The sequence below is a fragment of the Pseudomonas sp. Irchel 3A5 genome, assembly GCF_900187575.1.
Classification (GTDB): Bacteria; Pseudomonadota; Gammaproteobacteria; order Pseudomonadales; family Pseudomonadaceae; genus Aquipseudomonas; species Aquipseudomonas folii.
In genome coordinates this window covers 396,006-414,794 of the sequence record NZ_FYDU01000001.1, presented here as the reverse complement: position 1 = coordinate 414,794, position 18,789 = coordinate 396,006, and the positions used below count along the sequence as shown (strand labels likewise).

The 18,789-nt window shown below is 57.4% G+C and carries 16 protein-coding genes; 10 read left to right on the top strand and 6 right to left on the bottom strand.

Annotated elements, in window-relative coordinates:
- Positions 1-54: 54 nt before the first annotated feature.
- On the bottom strand, positions 55-1,431 hold the full coding sequence (locus CKW31_RS01655; protein ID WP_087265866.1) for a glutamine synthetase family protein: 1,377 nt from the start codon (positions 1,429-1,431) through the stop codon (positions 55-57).
- A 275-nt stretch (positions 1,432-1,706) separates the two neighbouring features.
- Between CKW31_RS01655 and CKW31_RS01650 the strand changes: the two genes are divergently transcribed.
- The 8 genes from CKW31_RS01650 to CKW31_RS01615 all read left to right on the top strand — a co-directional run bounded on the left by CKW31_RS01650 (position 1,707) and on the right by CKW31_RS01615 (position 11,049).
- A complete protein-coding gene (locus CKW31_RS01650) occupies positions 1,707-2,483 on the top strand; it encodes a gamma-glutamyl-gamma-aminobutyrate hydrolase family protein (protein WP_095092634.1) in 777 nt (258 codons plus the stop codon).
- A 34-nt stretch (positions 2,484-2,517) separates the two neighbouring features.
- A complete protein-coding gene (locus CKW31_RS01645) occupies positions 2,518-3,876 on the top strand; it encodes a glutamine synthetase family protein (protein ID WP_095092632.1) in 1,359 nt (452 codons plus the stop codon).
- 197 nt (positions 3,877-4,073) lie between these two features.
- A complete protein-coding gene (locus CKW31_RS01640) occupies positions 4,074-5,438 on the top strand; it encodes an aspartate aminotransferase family protein (protein ID WP_095092630.1) in 1,365 nt (454 codons plus the stop codon).
- A gap of 166 nt (positions 5,439-5,604) precedes the next feature.
- Positions 5,605-6,702 carry a polyamine ABC transporter substrate-binding protein gene (locus CKW31_RS01635; protein ID WP_095092628.1) on the top strand — a complete coding sequence of 366 codons (1,098 nt, stop codon included), beginning with the start codon at positions 5,605-5,607 and terminating at the stop codon, positions 6,700-6,702.
- A gap of 256 nt (positions 6,703-6,958) precedes the next feature.
- Positions 6,959-8,053 carry a polyamine ABC transporter substrate-binding protein gene (locus CKW31_RS01630; protein ID WP_095092626.1) on the top strand — a complete coding sequence of 365 codons (1,095 nt, stop codon included), beginning with the start codon at positions 6,959-6,961 and terminating at the stop codon, positions 8,051-8,053.
- 55 nt (positions 8,054-8,108) lie between these two features.
- Positions 8,109-9,251, top strand: a complete 1,143-nt coding sequence (gene potA, locus CKW31_RS01625; RefSeq protein WP_095092625.1) for a polyamine ABC transporter ATP-binding protein — start codon at positions 8,109-8,111, stop codon at positions 9,249-9,251.
- The gene (locus tag CKW31_RS01620; protein WP_087265878.1) at positions 9,248-10,168 is read left to right on the top strand and encodes an ABC transporter permease subunit; all 921 of its coding nucleotides are present in this window, start codon (positions 9,248-9,250) and stop codon (positions 10,166-10,168) included. Before potA ends, CKW31_RS01620 begins: the two co-directional genes overlap by 4 nt.
- A complete protein-coding gene (locus CKW31_RS01615) occupies positions 10,165-11,049 on the top strand; it encodes an ABC transporter permease subunit (protein ID WP_095092623.1) in 885 nt (294 codons plus the stop codon). Before CKW31_RS01620 ends, CKW31_RS01615 begins: the two co-directional genes overlap by 4 nt.
- Before the next feature lie 952 nt (positions 11,050-12,001).
- Here the strand turns inward: CKW31_RS01615 and CKW31_RS01610 are convergent.
- Both CKW31_RS01610 and CKW31_RS01605 read right to left on the bottom strand, forming a co-directional pair.
- Positions 12,002-14,392 carry a penicillin acylase family protein gene (locus CKW31_RS01610; RefSeq protein ID WP_095092899.1) on the bottom strand — a complete coding sequence of 797 codons (2,391 nt, stop codon included), beginning with the start codon at positions 14,390-14,392 and terminating at the stop codon, positions 12,002-12,004.
- Positions 14,393-14,701: 309 nt separating this feature from the next.
- Positions 14,702-15,283 carry a DUF6436 domain-containing protein gene (locus tag CKW31_RS01605; protein WP_095092622.1) on the bottom strand — a complete coding sequence of 194 codons (582 nt, stop codon included), beginning with the start codon at positions 15,281-15,283 and terminating at the stop codon, positions 14,702-14,704.
- Between the two features lie 91 nt (positions 15,284-15,374).
- Between CKW31_RS01605 and CKW31_RS01600 the strand changes: the two genes are divergently transcribed.
- Positions 15,375-16,316, top strand: coding sequence for an alpha/beta hydrolase (locus tag CKW31_RS01600; RefSeq protein ID WP_095092620.1), 942 nt, complete (start codon positions 15,375-15,377; stop codon positions 16,314-16,316).
- A 2-nt stretch (positions 16,317-16,318) separates the two neighbouring features.
- Here CKW31_RS01600 and CKW31_RS01595 read toward each other — a convergent pair whose 3' ends face one another.
- The 3 genes from CKW31_RS01595 to CKW31_RS01585 all read right to left on the bottom strand — a co-directional run bounded on the left by CKW31_RS01595 (position 16,319) and on the right by CKW31_RS01585 (position 17,809).
- Entirely contained in the window at positions 16,319-16,504 is a 186-nt protein-coding gene (locus CKW31_RS01595; protein ID WP_095092618.1) for a hypothetical protein, read from the bottom strand.
- Positions 16,501-16,926, bottom strand: coding sequence for a hypothetical protein (locus tag CKW31_RS01590; protein WP_095092616.1), 426 nt, complete (start codon positions 16,924-16,926; stop codon positions 16,501-16,503). The genes CKW31_RS01595 and CKW31_RS01590 overlap by 4 nt, the downstream gene beginning before the upstream one ends.
- Positions 16,927-17,056: 130 nt before the next feature.
- Positions 17,057-17,809 carry a DUF2059 domain-containing protein gene (locus CKW31_RS01585; protein ID WP_095092614.1) on the bottom strand — a complete coding sequence of 251 codons (753 nt, stop codon included), beginning with the start codon at positions 17,807-17,809 and terminating at the stop codon, positions 17,057-17,059.
- 149 nt (positions 17,810-17,958) lie between these two features.
- On the opposite strand from CKW31_RS01585, the gene CKW31_RS01580 reads away from it, so the two are divergent.
- Positions 17,959-18,582 (top strand): 2OG-Fe(II) oxygenase, encoded by a 624-nt coding sequence (locus CKW31_RS01580; protein WP_095092613.1) that lies wholly within the window; start codon positions 17,959-17,961, stop codon positions 18,580-18,582.
- Positions 18,583-18,789 lie beyond the last annotated feature (207 nt).

Genomic DNA, 18,789 nt, shown 5'->3' with positions numbered 1-18,789 from the left:
AAAACGCCGCACAACCTCACGGCCTGCGGCGTTTCTCATGCTTCACACCATTATTTAAACGGTATGCAGGTACCAGTTGTACTCAAGGTCGGAGATGGAGTGTTCGAACTCCTCCAGCTCACTTTCCTTACAGGCAACAAAGATATCGATGTATTTAGGATCGATGTACTTGGCCATGACTTCGCTGTCGTCCAGCTCACGCAATGCGTCGCGCAGGTTGTTCGGCAGGCTTTGTTCGTTCTGCTCGTACGAGTTGCCCGAAACCGGCGCGCCAGGTTCGATCTTGTTGGTCAGGCCGTGGTGCACGCCTGCCAGGACCGAAGCCATCAACAGATAAGGGTTGGCGTCGGCACCCGCAACACGGTGCTCGATACGCACCGCGTCGGCAGAGCCGGTCGGTACGCGTACGGCCACGGTACGGTTGTCCAGGCCCCAGCTCGGGGAGTTAGGCACATAGAACTGAGCACCAAACCGGCGATACGAATTGACGTTCGGGCAAAGGAACGCCATCTGCGCCGGTAGGGTCTCGAGCACACCGCCGATGGCATGACGTAACGCGGCGTTCTGCTCGGGATCCTCGCTGGTGAAGATATTCTTGCCATCGCGATCCAGGATCGAGATGTGTACATGCAAACCGTTGCCTGCCTGGCCTGGGTAAGGCTTGGCCATGAAGGTGGTGTCCATCTCATGGTCGTAGGCGATGTTCTTGATCAGGCGCTTGAGCAATACCGCGTAGTCACACGCCTTGATCGCGTCGGCGACGTGGTGCAGGTTGACTTCAAACTGGGCCGGAGCACTTTCCTTGACGATGGCGTCAGCGGGAATCCCTTGCTCCTTGGCACCTTCCAGAATGTCCTGGAGGCAGTCGACGTATTCGTCGAGGTCGTCGATCAGGTAGACCTGTGTCGAGTGCGGGCGTTTGCCGGAAATCGGCGAGCGGGGTGGTTGCGGACGGCCGTTCACGTTCTCCTGATCGATCAGGTAGAACTCCAGCTCGAAAGCGGCGCAAATCGTCAGACCCATTTCGTCGAACTTGGTCACGACCTGGCGCAATACTTCGCGTGGGTCGGCGAAAAACGGGTCACCTTCCAGTTCGTGCATGGTCATCAACAGTTGCGCAGTAGGGCGCTTCTGCCAAGGCTCATTGCACAGGGTATCGGGGATTGGATAACAGATTCGGTCCGCATCACCGATGTCCAGACCCAGGCCGGTACTTTCTACCGTCGAGCCATTGATATCCAGGGCAAATAAAGAGGCAGGCAGGTTAATGCCCTTCTCGTAAACCTTATGGAGGCTGGTGCGTTCAATGCGCTTGCCGCGCACCACACCATTCATATCTGCAATCAGAAGGTCAACGTACAGAACCTCAGGATGTTCCTTAAGGAACGCGTTCGCTTCGTTAAGCTGAACGGCACGCGGGGGTACCGACATGATGCAACACCTTTGTTGTTAAAAATATCAATCATCGAGCTTTACGGGTTTCAGTCAATCCGAAAGCCATGATGAAGTCAATAGAGCCTTCCCTTGCCCCGAAAGGGCGCAAAAAGGCCGTTTTTGCCGCAATTCAGGGCAAGTATTTAACAGCGGAAGGCTACGGATTACGGGGCTTTCACGGTGCCTGTTCGATTTCCACAGGACTGTTGTGTAAAAAAACGAACAAGGCTAAGCTCGATCGCAACCCAGAACAGCAACAACACGGGGGTCCCATGTCACGCCTGCCCTTGATCGGCGTCACCGCCTGCACCAAGCAGATCGGTCATCATGCTTATCATGTTTCTGGCGACAAATATGTCCGTGCGGTAGCAGTGGCTGCCCAGGGCATGCCGTTGATTCTGCCTTCACTCGGACCCTTGCTAGACCCCGCCGATATTCTTTCCAGCCTCGATGGACTGCTGTTCACCGGTTCGCCTTCCAATGTCGAACCCTACCACTATAGTGGCCCAGCCAGCGCGCCGGGTACTGCTCATGATCCCGAACGCGACCGCACCACCTTACCGCTTATTCGTGCCGCCGTGGCAGCCGGTGTTCCGGTTTTAGGCATTTGCCGTGGTTTTCAGGAGATGAATGTAGCGTTTGGTGGCAGCCTGCATCAGCGCGTCCATGAAACTGAAGGCTTCATGGATCATCGTGAACCGGAGAATGAGCCGGTTGAAGTCCAGTATGCGCCGAGTCATCCGATGCGCGTCCAGCCGGGCAGTGTGTTGGACGGCCTGGGGCTGGCGAGTGAAATTCGTGTTAATTCCATCCACGGGCAAGGCATCGAGCGCCTGGCGCCGGGCCTGCGCGTGGAGGCCATTGCGCCCGATGGTTTGATCGAAGCCGTCTCGGTACAGGACAGTCCGGGCTTCGCGCTGGGGGTGCAATGGCATCCCGAGTGGCAAGTTACTGCAAACCCTGATTACCTTGTCATCTTCCAGGCGTTTGGCGATGCCTGCCGTAAACGAGCACTACAACGCGACGCCGATGCGTCAACTAACGCCTGATTCGCGATCAGGACTCTGACCACCTGAGGTATTTATGAGTACCAACCTCGACCAGCTCACCGATTGGTTGAAAGAACACAAGATCACCGAAGTCGAATGCATGATTGCCGACTTGACCGGGATCACTCGCGGCAAGATTTCCCCCACCAACAAATTCATTGCCGAAAAGGGCATGCGCTTGCCGGAGAGCGTATTGCTGCAGACGGTGACCGGTGACTACGTCGAAGACGACATCTATTACGAACTGCTCGACCCGGCAGACATCGACATGTTCTGCCGCCCGGATGCCAACGCGGTTTATGTAGTCCCCTGGGCCATCGAGCCCACCGCGCAGGTCATCCATGACACTTACGACAAGCAGGGCAACCCCATTGAGTTGTCGCCGCGTAACGTCTTGAAGAAAGTCCTCAAGCTCTACACTGATCAGGGCTGGCAGCCCATTGTCGCGCCAGAGATGGAGTTTTACCTGACCAAGCGCAGCGACGACCCCGACTACCCATTGCAGCCGCCAGTCGGGCGCTCCGGGCGTCCTGAGACAGGTCGTCAGTCGTTCTCCATCGAAGCGGCCAACGAGTTCGATCCGCTGTTCGAAGATGTCTACGACTGGTGCGAACTGCAAAACCTCGACCTCGACACGCTGATCCACGAAGACGGCACGGCGCAGATGGAAATCAACTTCCGTCACGGTGATGCCTTGTCGTTGGCAGACCAGATTCTGGTGTTCAAGCGCACCATGCGTGAGGCCGCACTCAAGCACGATGTGGCGGCTACTTTCATGGCCAAACCGATGACGGGTGAGCCTGGCAGTGCCATGCATTTGCACCAGAGCATCATCGACATCAAGACCGGCAAGAACATCTTCTCCAACGAAGACGGGACCATGAGCGAGCTGTTCCTGCAGCACATCGGCGGCTTGCAGAAGCTGATCCCTGAGCTGTTGCCGCTGTTCGCGCCGAACGTCAACTCGTTCCGCCGCTTCCTGCCGGATACCTCGGCACCGGTGAACGTCGAGTGGGGCGAAGAAAACCGTACGGTTGGTCTGCGTGTTCCGGATGCAGGTCCGCAGAACCGTCGCGTGGAGAACCGCTTGCCGGGCGCCGACGCCAATCCGTATCTGGCGATTGCCGCGAGCCTGTTATGCGGCTTTATTGGCATGGTTGAACACATCAACCCGAGTGCTCCGGTCGTCGGCCGTGGTTACGAGCGACGCAACCTGCGTCTGCCGCTGACCATTGAGGACGCATTGGAGCGCATGGAAAACAGCAAGACAGTCGAGAAATACCTGGGTGAGAAATTCATCAAGGGCTACGTCGCGGTCAAACGTGCCGAGCATGAAAACTTCAAACGCGTGATCAGTTCGTGGGAGCGGGAGTTCCTTCTGTTTGCGGTTTGATGCCATAGGACCTGTTGGAGCGAGCGGTTGAGATGACGTGGGACCGGCTTTAGCCGTGAAGGCTGCTTGGCAGACAACAAAGATTTATCAGCTGCCCCGGCCTCTTCCCGGCTAAAGCCGGTCCCACGACACTGATGCGGCCGTATAAACATGCGCGCAAACATAGAGCCTCCTGCGCATTTAATATGGAGTTGTACATGAGTTCCAAGAACCCGCAAACCCGCGAATGGCAGGCCTTGAGCAGTGAGCATCACCTGGCCCCGTTCAGCGATTACAAGCAACTCAAGGAAGTCGGCCCGCGGATCATCACCCGTTCCAGGGGGGTTTATCTATGGGACAGCGAGGGCAACAAGATCCTCGATGGCATGTCCGGCCTGTGGTGTGTCGCCATCGGTTATGGTCGTGAAGAACTGGCCGACGCGGCTGCCAGACAGATGCGCGAGCTGCCGTATTACAACCTGTTCTTCATGACCGCCCACCCGCCGGTGCTGGAGTTGGCCAAAGTCATCTCCGAAATCGCCCCTGAAGGCATGAACCATGTGTTCTTCACCGGTTCCGGCTCGGAAGGCAACGACACCATGTTGCGCATGGTTCGTCACTATTGGGCGATTAAGGGCCAGCCGAACAAGAAAACCATCATTAGTCGGGTCAACGGTTACCACGGTTCGACAGTCGCGGGCGCAAGCCTGGGTGGCATGACCTACATGCACGAGCAGGGCGACTTGCCGATCCCGGGCATCGTGCACATCCCGCAGCCATACTGGTTTGGCGAAGGCGGCGACATGACGCCGGACGAGTTCGGTATCTGGGCTGCCGAGCAGTTGGAAAAGAAGATTCTTGAACTGGGCGTGGACAACGTCGGTGCTTTTATTGCCGAGCCGATTCAGGGCGCGGGCGGGGTTATCGTGCCTCCGGAAAGCTACTGGCCGAAGATCAAAGAAATCCTCGACAAGTACGACATTCTGTTCGTCGCCGACGAAGTGATCTGTGGTTTCGGGCGAACGGGTGAGTGGTTTGGTAGCGACTTCTACGGCCTCAAACCGGACATGATGACCATCGCCAAAGGCCTGACCTCGGGTTACATCCCCATGGGCGGCCTGATTGTGCGTGACGAAGTGGTGGCCGTGCTCAACGAAGGCGGTGACTTCAACCACGGCTTTACCTACTCCGGGCATCCGGTCGCAGCGGCCGTGGCGCTGGAGAACATTCGCATCCTGCGCGAAGAGAAAATCGTCGAACGCGTCAACGCGGAAACGGCACCATACTTGCAAAAGCGTCTACGTGAGCTGAGCGATCATCCGCTGGTGGGTGAAGTCCGCGGCGTCGGTATGTTGGGGGCCATTGAACTGGTCAGGGACAAGACAACCCGCGAGCGCTACACCGGCAAAGGGGCGGGCATGATTTGTCGAACCTTCTGCTTCAACAATGGCCTGATTATGCGGGCTGTAGGCGACACCATGATCATCGCGCCACCGTTGGTGATCAGCTTTGCGGAAATTGATGAGTTGGTCGAAAAAGCCCGCAAGTGCCTGGATCTGACGTTGGCTGAGCTACAGGATTAAGGCGCGAATCGGTAGGAGCCAACTTGTTGGCGAGGCGGTGTGTCAGGTTCGATGTCTCGCGAACAAGTTCGCTCCTACCGACGCTACACCAGGCTTGTCATCCAGATTAAGAACTTGCCAGACTAATGGCTAGAAGCCGCTACCTAATAACACTGGAGTTGTACACATGAAGAAATTTGGCAAGACCCTCCTCGCTTTGTCCCTCATGGGCGTTGTGGCCGCCGCTGCGCAGGCCGACGACAAAGTGCTGCACGTGTACAACTGGTCCGATTACATCGCCAAGGACACCATCTCCAAATTCGAAAAAGAGTCGGGCATCAAGGTCGTCTACGACGTGTTCGACAGCAACGAAACCCTTGAAGCCAAGCTGCTTGCCGGCAAGTCCGGTTATGACATCGTCGTGCCGTCGAATAACTTCCTGGCCAAACAGATCAAAGCCGGGGTTTACCAGCCGCTGGACAAGTCCAAGCTGTCCAACTACAAAAACCTGAACACCGACCTGCTCAAAGCCGTATCGGTCAGCGACCCGGACAACAAGCACGCCTTCCCGTACATGTGGGGCTCGATTGGTATCGGTATCAACCCGGACAAAGTCAAAGCCGCACTGGGTGCCGACGCACCGGTCAACTCGTGGGACCTGCTGTTCAAGCCAGAGAACGCAGCCAAGCTGAAATCCTGTGGCATCAGCTTCCTCGATTCGCCAACCGAAATGCTGCCGATTGCCCTGCATTACCTGGGTTATCCAACCGACAGCCAGGACAAGAAACAGCTGGCTGAAGCCGAAGCGCTGTTCATGAAAATCCGTCCTTCGATTGGTTACTTCCACTCGTCCAAGTACATCTCCGACCTGGCCAACGGCAATATCTGCGTAGCCGTGGGTTACTCGGGCGATATCTACCAGGCCAAATCCCGTGCTGAAGAAGCCGGTGGCAAGGTGAAGGTCAGCTACAACATTCCGAAAGAGGGTGCTGGCAGCTTCTACGACATGGTGGCAATTCCTAAAGACGCAGAAAACGTCGAAGGGGCCTACAAGTTCATGAACTTCCTGCTGCAGCCGGAAATCATGGCCGAGATCACCAACGAAGTACGCTTCCCGAACGGCAACTCGGCAGCAACTGCTCTGGTCGATAAAGACATCACCAGCGATCCAGGCGTCTACCCGCCTGCTGATGTGCTGGCCAAGCTTTACGCCATCGCTGACTTGCCAGCCGCCACGCAGCGGATCATGACCCGCAGCTGGACCAAGATTAAGTCGGGTAAATAAGTAGATCCCGGTAGGAGCGAACTTGTTCGCGAGGCGGTATGTCAGGCACTAATATGTTGAATTTGCCGACGCCCTCGCGAACAAGGTGGATCGCCACCCCGGTCGCTCCTACCGGTCCATCCCAAGGCAATGTCACATAAAGTTTTTTTGCGATACGCGGTCAACAACGGTAAGTTGCGCCCCCGGATTTTTTCGACCTGATCTGCTCAACTTCCCGACACGGGCACCAGACCCCACCTCAAAAAGGATTGTTCACGTGTCTATTTCTTTATTTGCCAAATCCATGCTCGCCGCCGCCACGCTCACTGCTACCGTCGCAGCGCACGCGGCATCCACCGTGCATATTTATAACTGGTCCGATTACATCGGCAAAACAACCCTCGAAGACTTCGAAAAAACCACCGGCATCAAGCCGATGTACGACGTATTCGACTCCAACGAAACCCTGGAAGCCAAGCTTCTTGCGGGTCGCACGGGCTATGACGTTGTCGTGCCGTCCAACCACTTCTTGGGCAAACAGATCAAAGCAGGCGCGTTCCAGAAGCTCGACAAGAGCCAGTTGCCGAATTACAAAAATCTAGACCCGGCGCTGCTCAAGCGTCTGGAGAAAAACGATCCGGGTAACCAGTACGCCGTGCCGTATCTGTGGGGCACCAACGGCATCGGTTACAACGTCGAGAAAGTCAAAGCGGTGTTGGGCGTCGACAAGATCGATTCCTGGTCGGTGCTGTTCGAACCCGAAAACATCAAGAAGCTGCAGAGCTGCGGCGTAGCCATGCTCGATTCTGCCGATGAAATGCTCCCGGCAATGCTCAATTACCTGGGCCTGAATCCCAACAGCACGAACGAGGCCGACTATAAAAAAGCCGAAGCCAAGCTGATGGAGATTCGTCCTTACGTGACCTATTTCCACTCCTCGAAATACATCACCGATCTGGCCAACGGCGACATCTGCGTGGCGGCCGGTTTCTCGGGTGACGTGTTCCAGGCCAAGTCCCGGGCAGAGGAAGCAGGCAAAGGCGTGAACATCGCCTACAGCATCCCGAAAGAGGGCGGCAACCTGTGGTTCGACATGCTGGCGATACCGGCGGACTCGAAAAACACCAAGCAGGCTCACGCGTTCATCAACTACATGCTTGAGCCTAAAGTTATTGCTGAAGTCAGTGACGAAGTGGGTTACGCCAACCCGAACCCTGCTTCCGACGAGTTCATGGACAAAGACATTCGCGCGGACGAGGCGGTTTACCCGTCCAAGGAAGTGCAAGAGCGCCTGTACGTCAACTCCGAGCTGCCGCCGAAGATTCAGCGCGTGATGACGCGCAGCTGGACTCGAATCAAGTCCGGTAAATAAAGACCTCGCGCCCGGTCATGCAGGCCGGGCTGCAAACCAGTTGGGAGTTTCACCCATGGCAGTTGCCTCCGGCGCCTACAAGAAATCACTCGAAGGCGATCAGCAACCCAAACAGGTGCTGGTCAAGATCGATCGGGTCACGAAGAAATTCGATGAGACGATTGCCGTGGACGACGTGTCCCTGCAAATCAACAAGGGCGAGATTTTCGCCTTGCTGGGCGGCTCCGGCTCCGGCAAGTCAACGCTGCTGCGCATGCTGGCCGGTTTCGAGCGGCCGACAGAAGGGCGGATCTTCCTGGATGGCGTCGATATTACCGACATGCCGCCGTACGAACGTCCAATCAACATGATGTTCCAGTCCTACGCGTTGTTCCCGCACATGACCGTGGAGCAGAACATCGCGTTCGGTCTGCAGCAGGACAAACTGCCCAAGTCGGAAATCACCGAACGCGTGGCGGAAATGCTCAAGCTGGTGCAGATGACCCAGTACGCGCGTCGCAAGCCTCATCAACTGTCCGGCGGTCAACGTCAGCGGGTAGCGCTGGCTCGTTCCCTGGCGAAGAAGCCCAAGCTGCTGTTGCTCGACGAACCCATGGGCGCGCTGGACAAGAAACTGCGCTCGCAGATGCAACTGGAACTGGTGGAAATCATCGAGCGGGTCGGCGTGACCTGTGTGATGGTGACCCACGACCAGGAAGAAGCCATGACTATGGCTGAACGCATCGCGATCATGCACCTGGGCTGGATCGCTCAGATTGGCAGCCCGATCGACATCTACGAAACCCCGACCAGCCGTCTGGTCTGCGAATTCATCGGTAACGTCAACCTGTTCGAAGGCGAAGTGATCGAGGACATGGAAGGCCATGCCCTGATTCGAAGCCCCGAGCTGGAACGCAATATCTACGTTGGCCACGGCGTGACAACCTCCGTGGAAGACAAGCACATCACTTACGCGTTGCGTCCAGAGAAGTTGCTGGTCACCACCGAACAGCCAGCATTCGAATACAACTGGTCGCGTGGCAAAGTCCACGACATCGCGTACCTGGGCGGCCATTCGGTGTTCTACGTACAACTGCCGTGCGGCAAGCTGGTGCAGTCATTCGTTGCCAACGCCGAGCGTCAAGGCACCCGGCCGACCTGGGGCGATGAAGTGTTTGTCTGGTGGGAAGACGACAGCGGCGTGGTATTGCGCTCATGAAGATACGCAAAATCAAGCGCGCCTTGAACCGGATAACCCCCAATGGCCGGCAACTGGTCATCGGGGCACCGTTCCTCTGGCTGTTCCTGTTCTTTGCCTTGCCGTTTCTGATCGTTATCAAGATCAGTTTCGCCGAAGCCGACGTAGCGATTCCGCCCTACACGGAAATCTTCAGCTACGCCGAGCAGAAGTTCGAGGTCATCCTCAACTTCGCCAACTACGCGCTGCTGACAGGCGATGACCTGTACATTTCGGCGTATCTCGGTTCGCTGAAAATGGCGTTCTTCAGCACGTTGCTGTGCTTGCTGATCGGCTTCCCGATGGCCTATGCCATTGCAACCGCACGCAAGGAGCTGCAAACCGTGCTGTTGCTGTTGATCATGATGCCGACCTGGACCGCGATTCTGATCCGGGTCTACGCATGGATGGGTATCCTCAGCAACAACGGTCTGCTCAATGCGTTCCTGATGTGGCTCGGCCTCATCGACGAGCCGCTGCAGATCCTCAATACCAACCTGGCCGTCTATATAGGCGTGGTGTATTCGTACCTGCCGTTCATGATCCTGCCGCTGTACGCCAACCTGGTCAAACATGACCCGAGCCTGCTTGAGGCGGCGTCTGACCTGGGCTCGAGTAACTTCAACAGCTTCTGGAAAATCACCGTGCCGCTGTCCAAGAACGGCGTGATTGCGGGCTGCATGCTGGTGTTCATTCCGGTGGTCGGCGAGTTCGTCATTCCTGAACTCCTGGGTGGTCCGGAAACCCTGATGATTGGCCGCGTGTTGTGGCAAGAGTTCTTCAACAACCGTGACTGGCCGGTGGCTTCGGCATTGGCGGTGATCATGCTGTTGATCCTGATCGTGCCGATCATTCTGTTTAACCGCAGTCAGGCCAAAGAGCTGGAGGGCAGGGCATGAGAGGCTTTCGATTCTCGAACATGATGCTGGTCCTGGGCCTGCTGTTCATCTACGCGCCGATGGTGATTCTGGTCATCTACTCGTTCAACGCGTCCAAACTGGTCACGGTCTGGGGTGGTTGGTCTGTGCACTGGTATGTCGGTTTGCTGGATAACTCGCAACTAATGGGCTCGGTGATGCGCTCACTGGAAATCGCCACGTATACGGCGATTGCAGCGGTAGCGCTGGGCACCATGGCAGCGTTCGTGTTGACCCGCATCACGCGCTTCAAAGGCCGCACATTTTTCGGTGGGCTGGTGACAGCGCCGCTGGTGATGCCTGAAGTGATTACCGGTCTGTCGCTGTTGCTGCTGTTCGTGGCCATGGCGCAGTTGATCGGCTGGCCGCAGGAGCGCGGCATCGTCACCATCTGGATCGCCCACACCACGTTCTGCGCCGCCTATGTGGCGGTCGTGGTTTCGGCACGCTTGCGTGAACTGGACCTGTCCATCGAAGAGGCCGCCATGGATCTCGGTGCGCGGCCATGGAAGGTGTTCTTCCTGATCACCATCCCGATGATCGCGCCTTCGCTGGCAGCGGGGGCCATGATGTCCTTCGCGCTGTCGCTGGACGACCTGGTACTGGCGAGCTTCGTTTCTGGTCCGGGTTCAACGACCTTGCCGATGGAAGTCTTCTCCGCCGTGCGTCTGGGCGTGAAGCCGGAAATCAACGCCGTCGCGAGCCTGATTCTGCTGGCCGTTTCGTGCGCGACCTTCCTGGTCTGGTTCTTCACCCGCCGTGCCGAGCAACAGCGCAAGAAAGCCATCCAGCAAGCCATCGAAGAAAGCGCGGCTGATAACTACAAACAGCCCGACCCACGCCGCGCGGCTGCGCCGGTTTAAATCGTAAGGTGATTGTCGGTAGGAGCGAACTTGTTCGCGAGACGGTGTAACTGTTTACGCAGCACCGTCGCCTCGCGAACAAGTTCGCTTCTACCGGGATGGGGGCATCAGCCTCAAGGTGCCTTGGGCATTCTTCGCCACATCCTCTTCGCTCAAATGCTGCGCCGGTTTAACGCGTAAGGTGATTGTCGGTAGGAGCGAACTTGTTCGCGAGGCGGTGTAACTGTTTACGCAGCACCATCGTCTCGCGAACAAGTTCGCTCCTACCGGGCCGGGGGCACCAACCTCAAGGTGCCTTGGGCGTTCTTCGCCACATCCTCTTCGCTCAAATGCTGCGCCGGTTTAACGCGTAAGGTGATTGTCGGTAGGAGCGAACTTGTTCGCGAGGCGGTGTAATTGTTACGCAGGATCATTGCCTCGCGAACAAGTTCGCTCCTACCCGGATGGGGGCATCAGCCTCAAGGTGCCATGGGCATGCTTCGCCACATTCTCTTCGCTCAAATGCTGCGCCGGTTTAACGCGTAAGGTGATTGTCGGTAGGAGCGAACTTGTTCGCGAGGCGGTGTAATTGTCACGCAGGATCATCGCCTCGCGAACCAGTTCGCTCCTACCGGGATGGGGGCATCAGCCTCAAGGTGCCTTGGGCATTCTTAGCCACATCCTCCTCGCTCAAATGCTGCGCCGGTTTAGAGCGTAAGGTGAATTTCGGTAGGAGCGAACTTGTTCGCGAGGCGGTGTAACTGTTTACGCAGGATCATCGTCTCGCGAACCAGTTCGCTCCTACCGGGATGGGGGCATCAGCCTCAAGGTGCCTTGGGCATTCTTAGCCACATCCTCTTCGCTCAAATGCTGCGCCGGTTTAACGCGTAAGGTGATTGTCGGTAGGAGCGAACTTGTTCGCGAGGCGGTGTAATTGTTACGCAGGATCATCGCCTCGCGAACAAGTTCGCTCCTACCGGGCCGGGGGCACCAGCCTCAAGGTGCCATGGGCGTTCTTTGCCACATCCTCTTCGCTCAAATGCTGCGGCACGTACTCGCCGTTGATGTAGGTCTGTGCCTGATCCGAATAGTGTTTATCAAACAGCACGCCGCTCTGTCCGACTGGGTTGATGCCCAGTGCATGGGCCGGGTCGGCGAAGTCGATCAGGCGGCGGGTTGAGGGGCCGTAGGTAACTGGCCAAGGCGCAGGTCCGATGCGGGACGAAAGATTGTTGGGTACTTCATGGGTGCCGGGCGCTGCGAATGGGCCGACGTTTAAAAGCTGATCCAGCGGCTTTTGCGTGCCCAGCGGATGAGCGTGGGTCAGGGTGTGTGCTTTACCCCAGCGCCATTCGTCCGCGTTAAGGCCATACGTGGATTTCAAATGCGACACCGTAGCGTGCCAAGCGACTTTGACGGTGTTGGCGCGGTTCTCTTCAAACGGCGAATTGCGATTGTTCCACCACGGCGAACTGGCGTCGGCGGCCACGCGGGGCAGGGCGGCATCAATCACTCTTGTTGATAGCAGTGTTTCGAAGAGACCATCCCCAAGCTCATCGTGGAAGACCTCTTCGCTCAGGTCGAAAAGGAACTGGTTGAACAGCGTCGCGCCTACTGAATCCACTGGGTAGTCCCCTTTCCAGTTGGCGAGTCGTTCTACCAGCGCATTCTCTTCCGGATCACTGACTACTTCGCGGAGGATGGGTAGCAAAGGCTTTAAAACCCGATGGGCATAATCAGTTGTCGTGCCCAGCTGCAGCGCTTTACTGTTGTCCAGATCCCACTTGATCGACGTATCACTTAACTGCCGATTCAACTGTTGGCCGCGATCAGCCAGGTTGTAGTAACCGGGGATTTGCATGCCGGTGGGCGAGAGGGGCTGGAAGTTGGCGGAGACGATGTAGCCGCGTGCGGGGTTTTCTTCCTGCGGGTTGGCGCTGAAGGGGTAAAAGCCCAGTTTGTCGGCTTGCTCAGTGCTGCCATCGAGAATGTAGTTCGGGTTGACCCCTTCCGGGCGGATTGGCAACTGCGCCGCAGCCCACCAGCCGATATCGCCTTTGGCATTGGCCCAGACAATGTTCAGCCCCGGCGCCTGAATTTTTTCGGCAGCGGCGCGCATTTTGTCCAGCGTGTCGGCGCGGTTTACTTCGTAGAAACCTTCCAGAATCGGATTCTCCGACTCCAGGAATGACCACCACATGGCAACCGGCGTGGCGCTTGCGGTGACGCCCATCACGTCGTTGACGATAGGGCCGTGAGGCGACCTGCGCAGCGTCAGCGTGACCGGCGCTTCGCCTTTGACCGCGATCTGTTGTTCGGTAGTGGTCATGTCGACCCACTGGCCGTGGTACCAGACTTGATTCGGGTTTTCCGGGTTGGTCTTTTCGGCGATAAGGTCCAGGTCATCGTTCTGGAACATGGTCAGGCTCCAGCCGAAGTCCATGTTATTGCCCAGCGACGCAAACGGATTGAGCGCCTGATGATGGCCGTACAGCTCAAAGCCCGGCGCGGACAGATGCGCTTCATACCACACCGACGGTACCGAGAAACGGATGTGTGGATCGCCCGCCAGTAACGGCTTGCCGCTTTGGGTTCTGTTGCCGGAAACAGCCCATGCATTACTGCCTTCGAACTGGGGTAAACCCGCCTGTTCAAGTGCCTGATTGCTCAGGTAGGCGAGCTGGTTGAGGTTTTTCCAGTCGCTGGTTGAGAGCCTTGTTGGCTGATCGAGAACACCTTGAGGCTGCCAGTCGAGATCAAAGACTTTCAGGTAGTCGTCACCCAATTCGTCGCGCACATAGGTCAGCAAGGGTTCGGTACGAAAAGCGGCTGCGAAGCTGTAGGCCATGTAACCGCCGACGCTCAGAGTGTCTTCAGCAGTGAACGGGCGTTTGGGGATGCCCAGTACGTCGAATTCCAGTGGTCTGGCGTGGCTGTCCTGATACTGATTGATGCCATCGAGGTAGGCTTGCAGCGCTTTCCAGGTCGGCGTGTCCTTATTGTGGCGGGCAACGTAGTCGTCGGCGTGTTCACGAATACGCAGGCTGCGAAACAGCTTGTCCGTCGCCACCAGCTTAGGGCCCAGCACTTCAGCCAGTTCACCTCGGGCCAGGCGACGAATCATTTCCATCTGGAACAGTCGGTCCTGAGCCTGTACATAACCCAGTGCGCGATACAGATCGGCTTCGTTCTCGGCGCGGATATGTGGCACGCCGCGTTCGTCGTAGCGAACGCTGACGGGCGCCTGAAGGTGGGCGAGGGAGATCTGACCGTCACGCTGGGGTTGCTTGCTGTGCAGATACCACGCACCTGCGCCAATGACGAGGGCGATGATGAATACAAGGATAGACAGGCTGCGTTTCATCCGGCTTCTCAGATAAGGCGACAAGGCGCGATTGTAGGCATATTGGATGGCCAGACGCATCGCTTCACATTTGAAATGAATTCCCGTGGAAGATTCTATGTTTGGCCGCAAGCCAATGTGACGACGTGGGACCGGCTTTAGCCGGGAAGAGGCCGGGACAGCCGCTGAATATGTGGCATCTGATAGGCAGCCTTCCCGGCTGAAGCCGGTCCCACGTCAACATCAGTGTGTCCGCGGTGCTTGCCCGCGATAAACGATGACGCGGTATGGCTTCTAGACGTGTCTCATGCATCGCGAGCAAGCTCACTCCTACAGGGGGGCTGCGTTCCACCCGCAATAGCAACCCACCGCCATGGTGTGTGTCGCATCCACGGTTCGTCCCACAGTCAGTGCTTGCAGGATGGGCTCGATAAAACTGTTGCTCGAGTTACACGTCAAGCCTTCGCTGTATGGCCCGAAATAGGCCAGTTTGCCCTCTCTATCCCAGATCGCCACCGCAGGGCTGACGCTGATGTTTTCGGCTCCCTGCAAGTGCGTCAGCGGCTTGATAACGCTTAAGGTGGAAGGGAGTTGACCGTGGCTGCCGGTTTTTTGCACCGCATAAAAGTCCACGCCACCCAGCCCACCAAAATGCTCGATCAACTCGACAAGATGCTGTTGGTTGCCAACGTTGCAAGGGCAGGCGGGGTCCCAGAAGTGCACCACTCGCACCCTTCCCGGACCTGCCAGTTCGCTGGGCAGGCCGAGCGTGTCGCCATTAAAGAATGCGGCTTGATCACTGAATGGCCGCAAATAGCGACTTTGAAACCAGTCATAGCCAGCCCACAAAAGCCCTGCGCAGAGAATCGCGATCAGGCCTGCGACGAGCGTGCTGCGGTGTAAGGATTTCATTTCAAACGCATCTGTTTGAGGGGGCTGGGTTGCCATGTTTCGGGATACAGCTGAATATCGCAGCACAGTCTATCGTCCCACCGGAAACCTCATGTCTGCCACGTTCGACCCCGAAGCACTGCGCAACAGCCTGCAACCGCTCAGTGCCGCCCAGCCGTTGTCTGCTGAGGGCGCGGCTTACCAGCGATTTTACGTGCTGGACAGATTGGGTCTGGAGCGTCCGCTGCGCACCTGGCTGGGCAGAATGGATGTGGGTGGTTATGAGATTGTCGGGCAGGTCTGGATTCCGGATAAGCCCGTGGCGACGTTGTTTTGCATGCATGGTTTTTATGACCACATGGGCCTGTTCCGGCATGTGATCGAATGGGCGCTGAGCAAAGGCTTTGCAGTGATCACCTGTGATTTGCCCGGACACGGCTTGTCGAGTGGTCCGCGGGCCAGCATCAACGACTTCGCGGAGTATCAGGTCGTCCTGCAACGCCTGTTCGAAGAAGCCCGCGGACTGCAGTTGCCTACGCCGTGGCACCTTTGCGGACAAAGCACGGGGGCCGCGATTCTGATCGACCATCTGCTTGATCATGGCGTTGAAAGTCCCGCTCAAGGTCAGGTCATCCTGCTTGCGCCGCTGGTCAGGCCTCGGGCATGGGGTTGGTCAAAGCTGAGCTATCACCTGCTCAATCCCTTCATCACGGGTATCGCCCGGCGCTTCAGCGAAAACTCCAACGCCCCGGCGTTTCTACCGTTTCTGTTGGCAGATCCCTTGCAGCCACGTCGTTTGCCGACTGCCTGGGTCGGCGCACTGGCGCGCTGGATCAAGCGTATCGAGTCCGCACCTTCAAGCCCGCGCAGCCCGATCATTATCCAGGGGGACGCCGACATGACCGTTGACTGGCGTCATAACCTGACGGTACTCAACGAGAAATTCGCCGAGCCAAAAGTGCTGATGATCGAGCATGCGCGCCATCATCTGGCGAACGAGCTGCCCGAGTTCCGCGCACTTTATTTCGCGTTTCTGGACCGCCAGATGCGCTGAGCCTATTTGGCGACGGGGCTGCGGGTTTTGGCCAGGGTACGGCGCAGGCGATAGTTGTCCACCGCAAGGGAAATCATCACAACACTGGTGATTACCGTAAAGGCATCCTTATCCAGGTAATGCAGGATTGCCCATGCAAGCAGTGACATGCCCAGGCCACAGATCAGCAGAAGTGCGGAATCTTTCATGCTGTGTACTGCCAGTGCTGGGGAAGCATTCTGCCGGGATGGTCGGTTTTGTAGATACCCGGATGCATGTGTATGCACGTCCTTAGCCAGTCCCGGTCGAGATTATTCCTGCTTGCCGTCAGCAGTACGTCAGCCAGCGATGTCCCGCCTGCGAGGGTTCGGCCCAGGGCAACAGCAATGCTGCCTACGACGGCCCCGGCATAGTAGGCGGCAGAGCATGCCCCCACGACGGCCAGTTTTTCCAGTCGAGTACCGGCGCCTATGACTTCCATCACCGTGACGCCTTTGCCGAACTTGTCGATCTGGGTCGCGAGTGTCGTGGCGGTGGCAAGTGCGGTAGTCGCGTTGGCGAACAATGTTTCCGGTGCCGCCAGCCCGAGGGCATCCATATTCTCTTTAAAGTATTTATAGAATTCTGACATTCCAAAAACTCCATTTTTTGCAGTGTTTGAGAGGCGAATATAAAGAGGCGAATCTTGGAGTCACGAGGTGCGCATCTGGTTCACAGGCGAGGCACTTTGTCTTGTCATCGGCACGCTGCGAACGGGGTGCTTAAGGTGCAAGGCTCGACGAGCTTTGCCCAACGGCCAGCCCGGCGCGTATCGCTGCCAAGGCGGCCTGGTAGTAAGCCTTGCCGTCGGCTGATTCAGCAAACGTAGAAAACTCTTCCAGTTCCGGATCGGAAAGATCGCGGTAGACGTAGAGCAGGGTGTTATTCATGTCTGCCTCGATCTGCGCCATCAGGCGTTCGCGCTGTCCGTCGAGCATGCCTTGAGCCTGACCGCCGCCCAGCAATCCGGGAATCATCTGACTCAGGCTGTCGGCGGCCACACCGGCAATCGCCAGGCTGACTTCAGCCCCTGCCTGCTTGGCGGGTAGCGCTTGGGCCAAGTGACCGATCAACAGCTGGCGGGTGGCGTCGGCCTGGATTTGTGGCAGGCCTTTGGCATTTTTTGCCAACTGGTCAGGGCGGGTGGCGGTCAATTCGGCGTTGACGATCTTGCGCCCCAGCGGAGACTGGAAGAACTGCAGCGCAGGGGCGGGGTTGCGCAGACTTTCGCGCAGGCGCTTTTCAGCGCGTTGGTCCATGGCTTGAGGGGCGAAACGCTGATTGCTGTTGCTCACCAACGCTTGAAATACCGCCGGTGGGAGGCTGTTGCGATAGCGTTGTTGAGCCGCTTTAAGAGCGTCGTTGAAATGCGCGCGCTGTTCTGGCCAGCCGGCGACCTTGTACAACTGGTCATAGCTGTCTGCCCAGGCGGGCATCGTGCAGAACATCAACAACACAACAAACAAACGGCGCATAGGGACTCCTGTCGGCAGGCCGCTATTGTCCCGGTGGTTACGGGGCTTTGTCGAGTTATGAGTTCGCCGCCCCGGTGAAATTTCATTCACCTGGCGATCAGTCGAGTGCGCAGGCTTCCCGATTCTCGGGCGGCTGGATACTATGCGCCATGCAAATCGCCTCTGATCATCCGCTGCTGCTTCGAATCGTCGACGACCTCGCTGCCCGCGGCTGGTCGCAGCAAAATATTTTCCTGCCTGAAAGCCTGACGCTTGAGCTGGCCGACGAGTGCCGCACGCGTGCCGCCGAAGGTGAGCTCGCACCTGCTGCTGTTGGCCGCGGGCCATTTCAAGAGATCCGTGAAGGGATTCGTGGCGATCATATCCAGTGGCTGGAGGCTGGGCAGTCTGGGCCTTGTGATCGTTATCTGGGATTGATGGACAGCCTGCGTCAGGCCCTGAATCGCGGTTTGTTTCTGGGGCTGGAAGACTTTGAAAGCCATTTCGCGTTGTATCCGCCAGGGGCGTTCTATCTCAAGCATGTGGATCGCTTCCGCGACGATGACCGGCGTATGGTTTCAGCAGTGGTTTATCTAAACAACGCCTGGCTGCCGGAGCATGGTGGGCAACTGCGCATGTTCCTTGATGACGGGGTGGAATACGACGTGCAGCCAACCGGCGGCTGCCTGGTGGTATTCATGTCTGGTGATATCCCTCACGAAGTGATGCCTGCCAGCCGTGATCGGCTGTCCCTGACCGGCTGGTTTCGTCGGCGTGGGGATGGGGTTTTTTAGGCGGCGAGAGTGATGCGCGTTGCGTCATTCGCGGTGCCTCGCGAACAAGTTCGCTCCTACCTGTTAGCACCGTGTCAGGTAGGAGGCAACTTGTTGGCGAGGCGGTTTACCGGTTCGCCGCCGCCTTTCGCGAACTACAGGTCCTGCGTCGTTAGCTCTACGGCGCATTGCTTATCTGTAGAAATGAAATCTTTTTCATAAAACCCG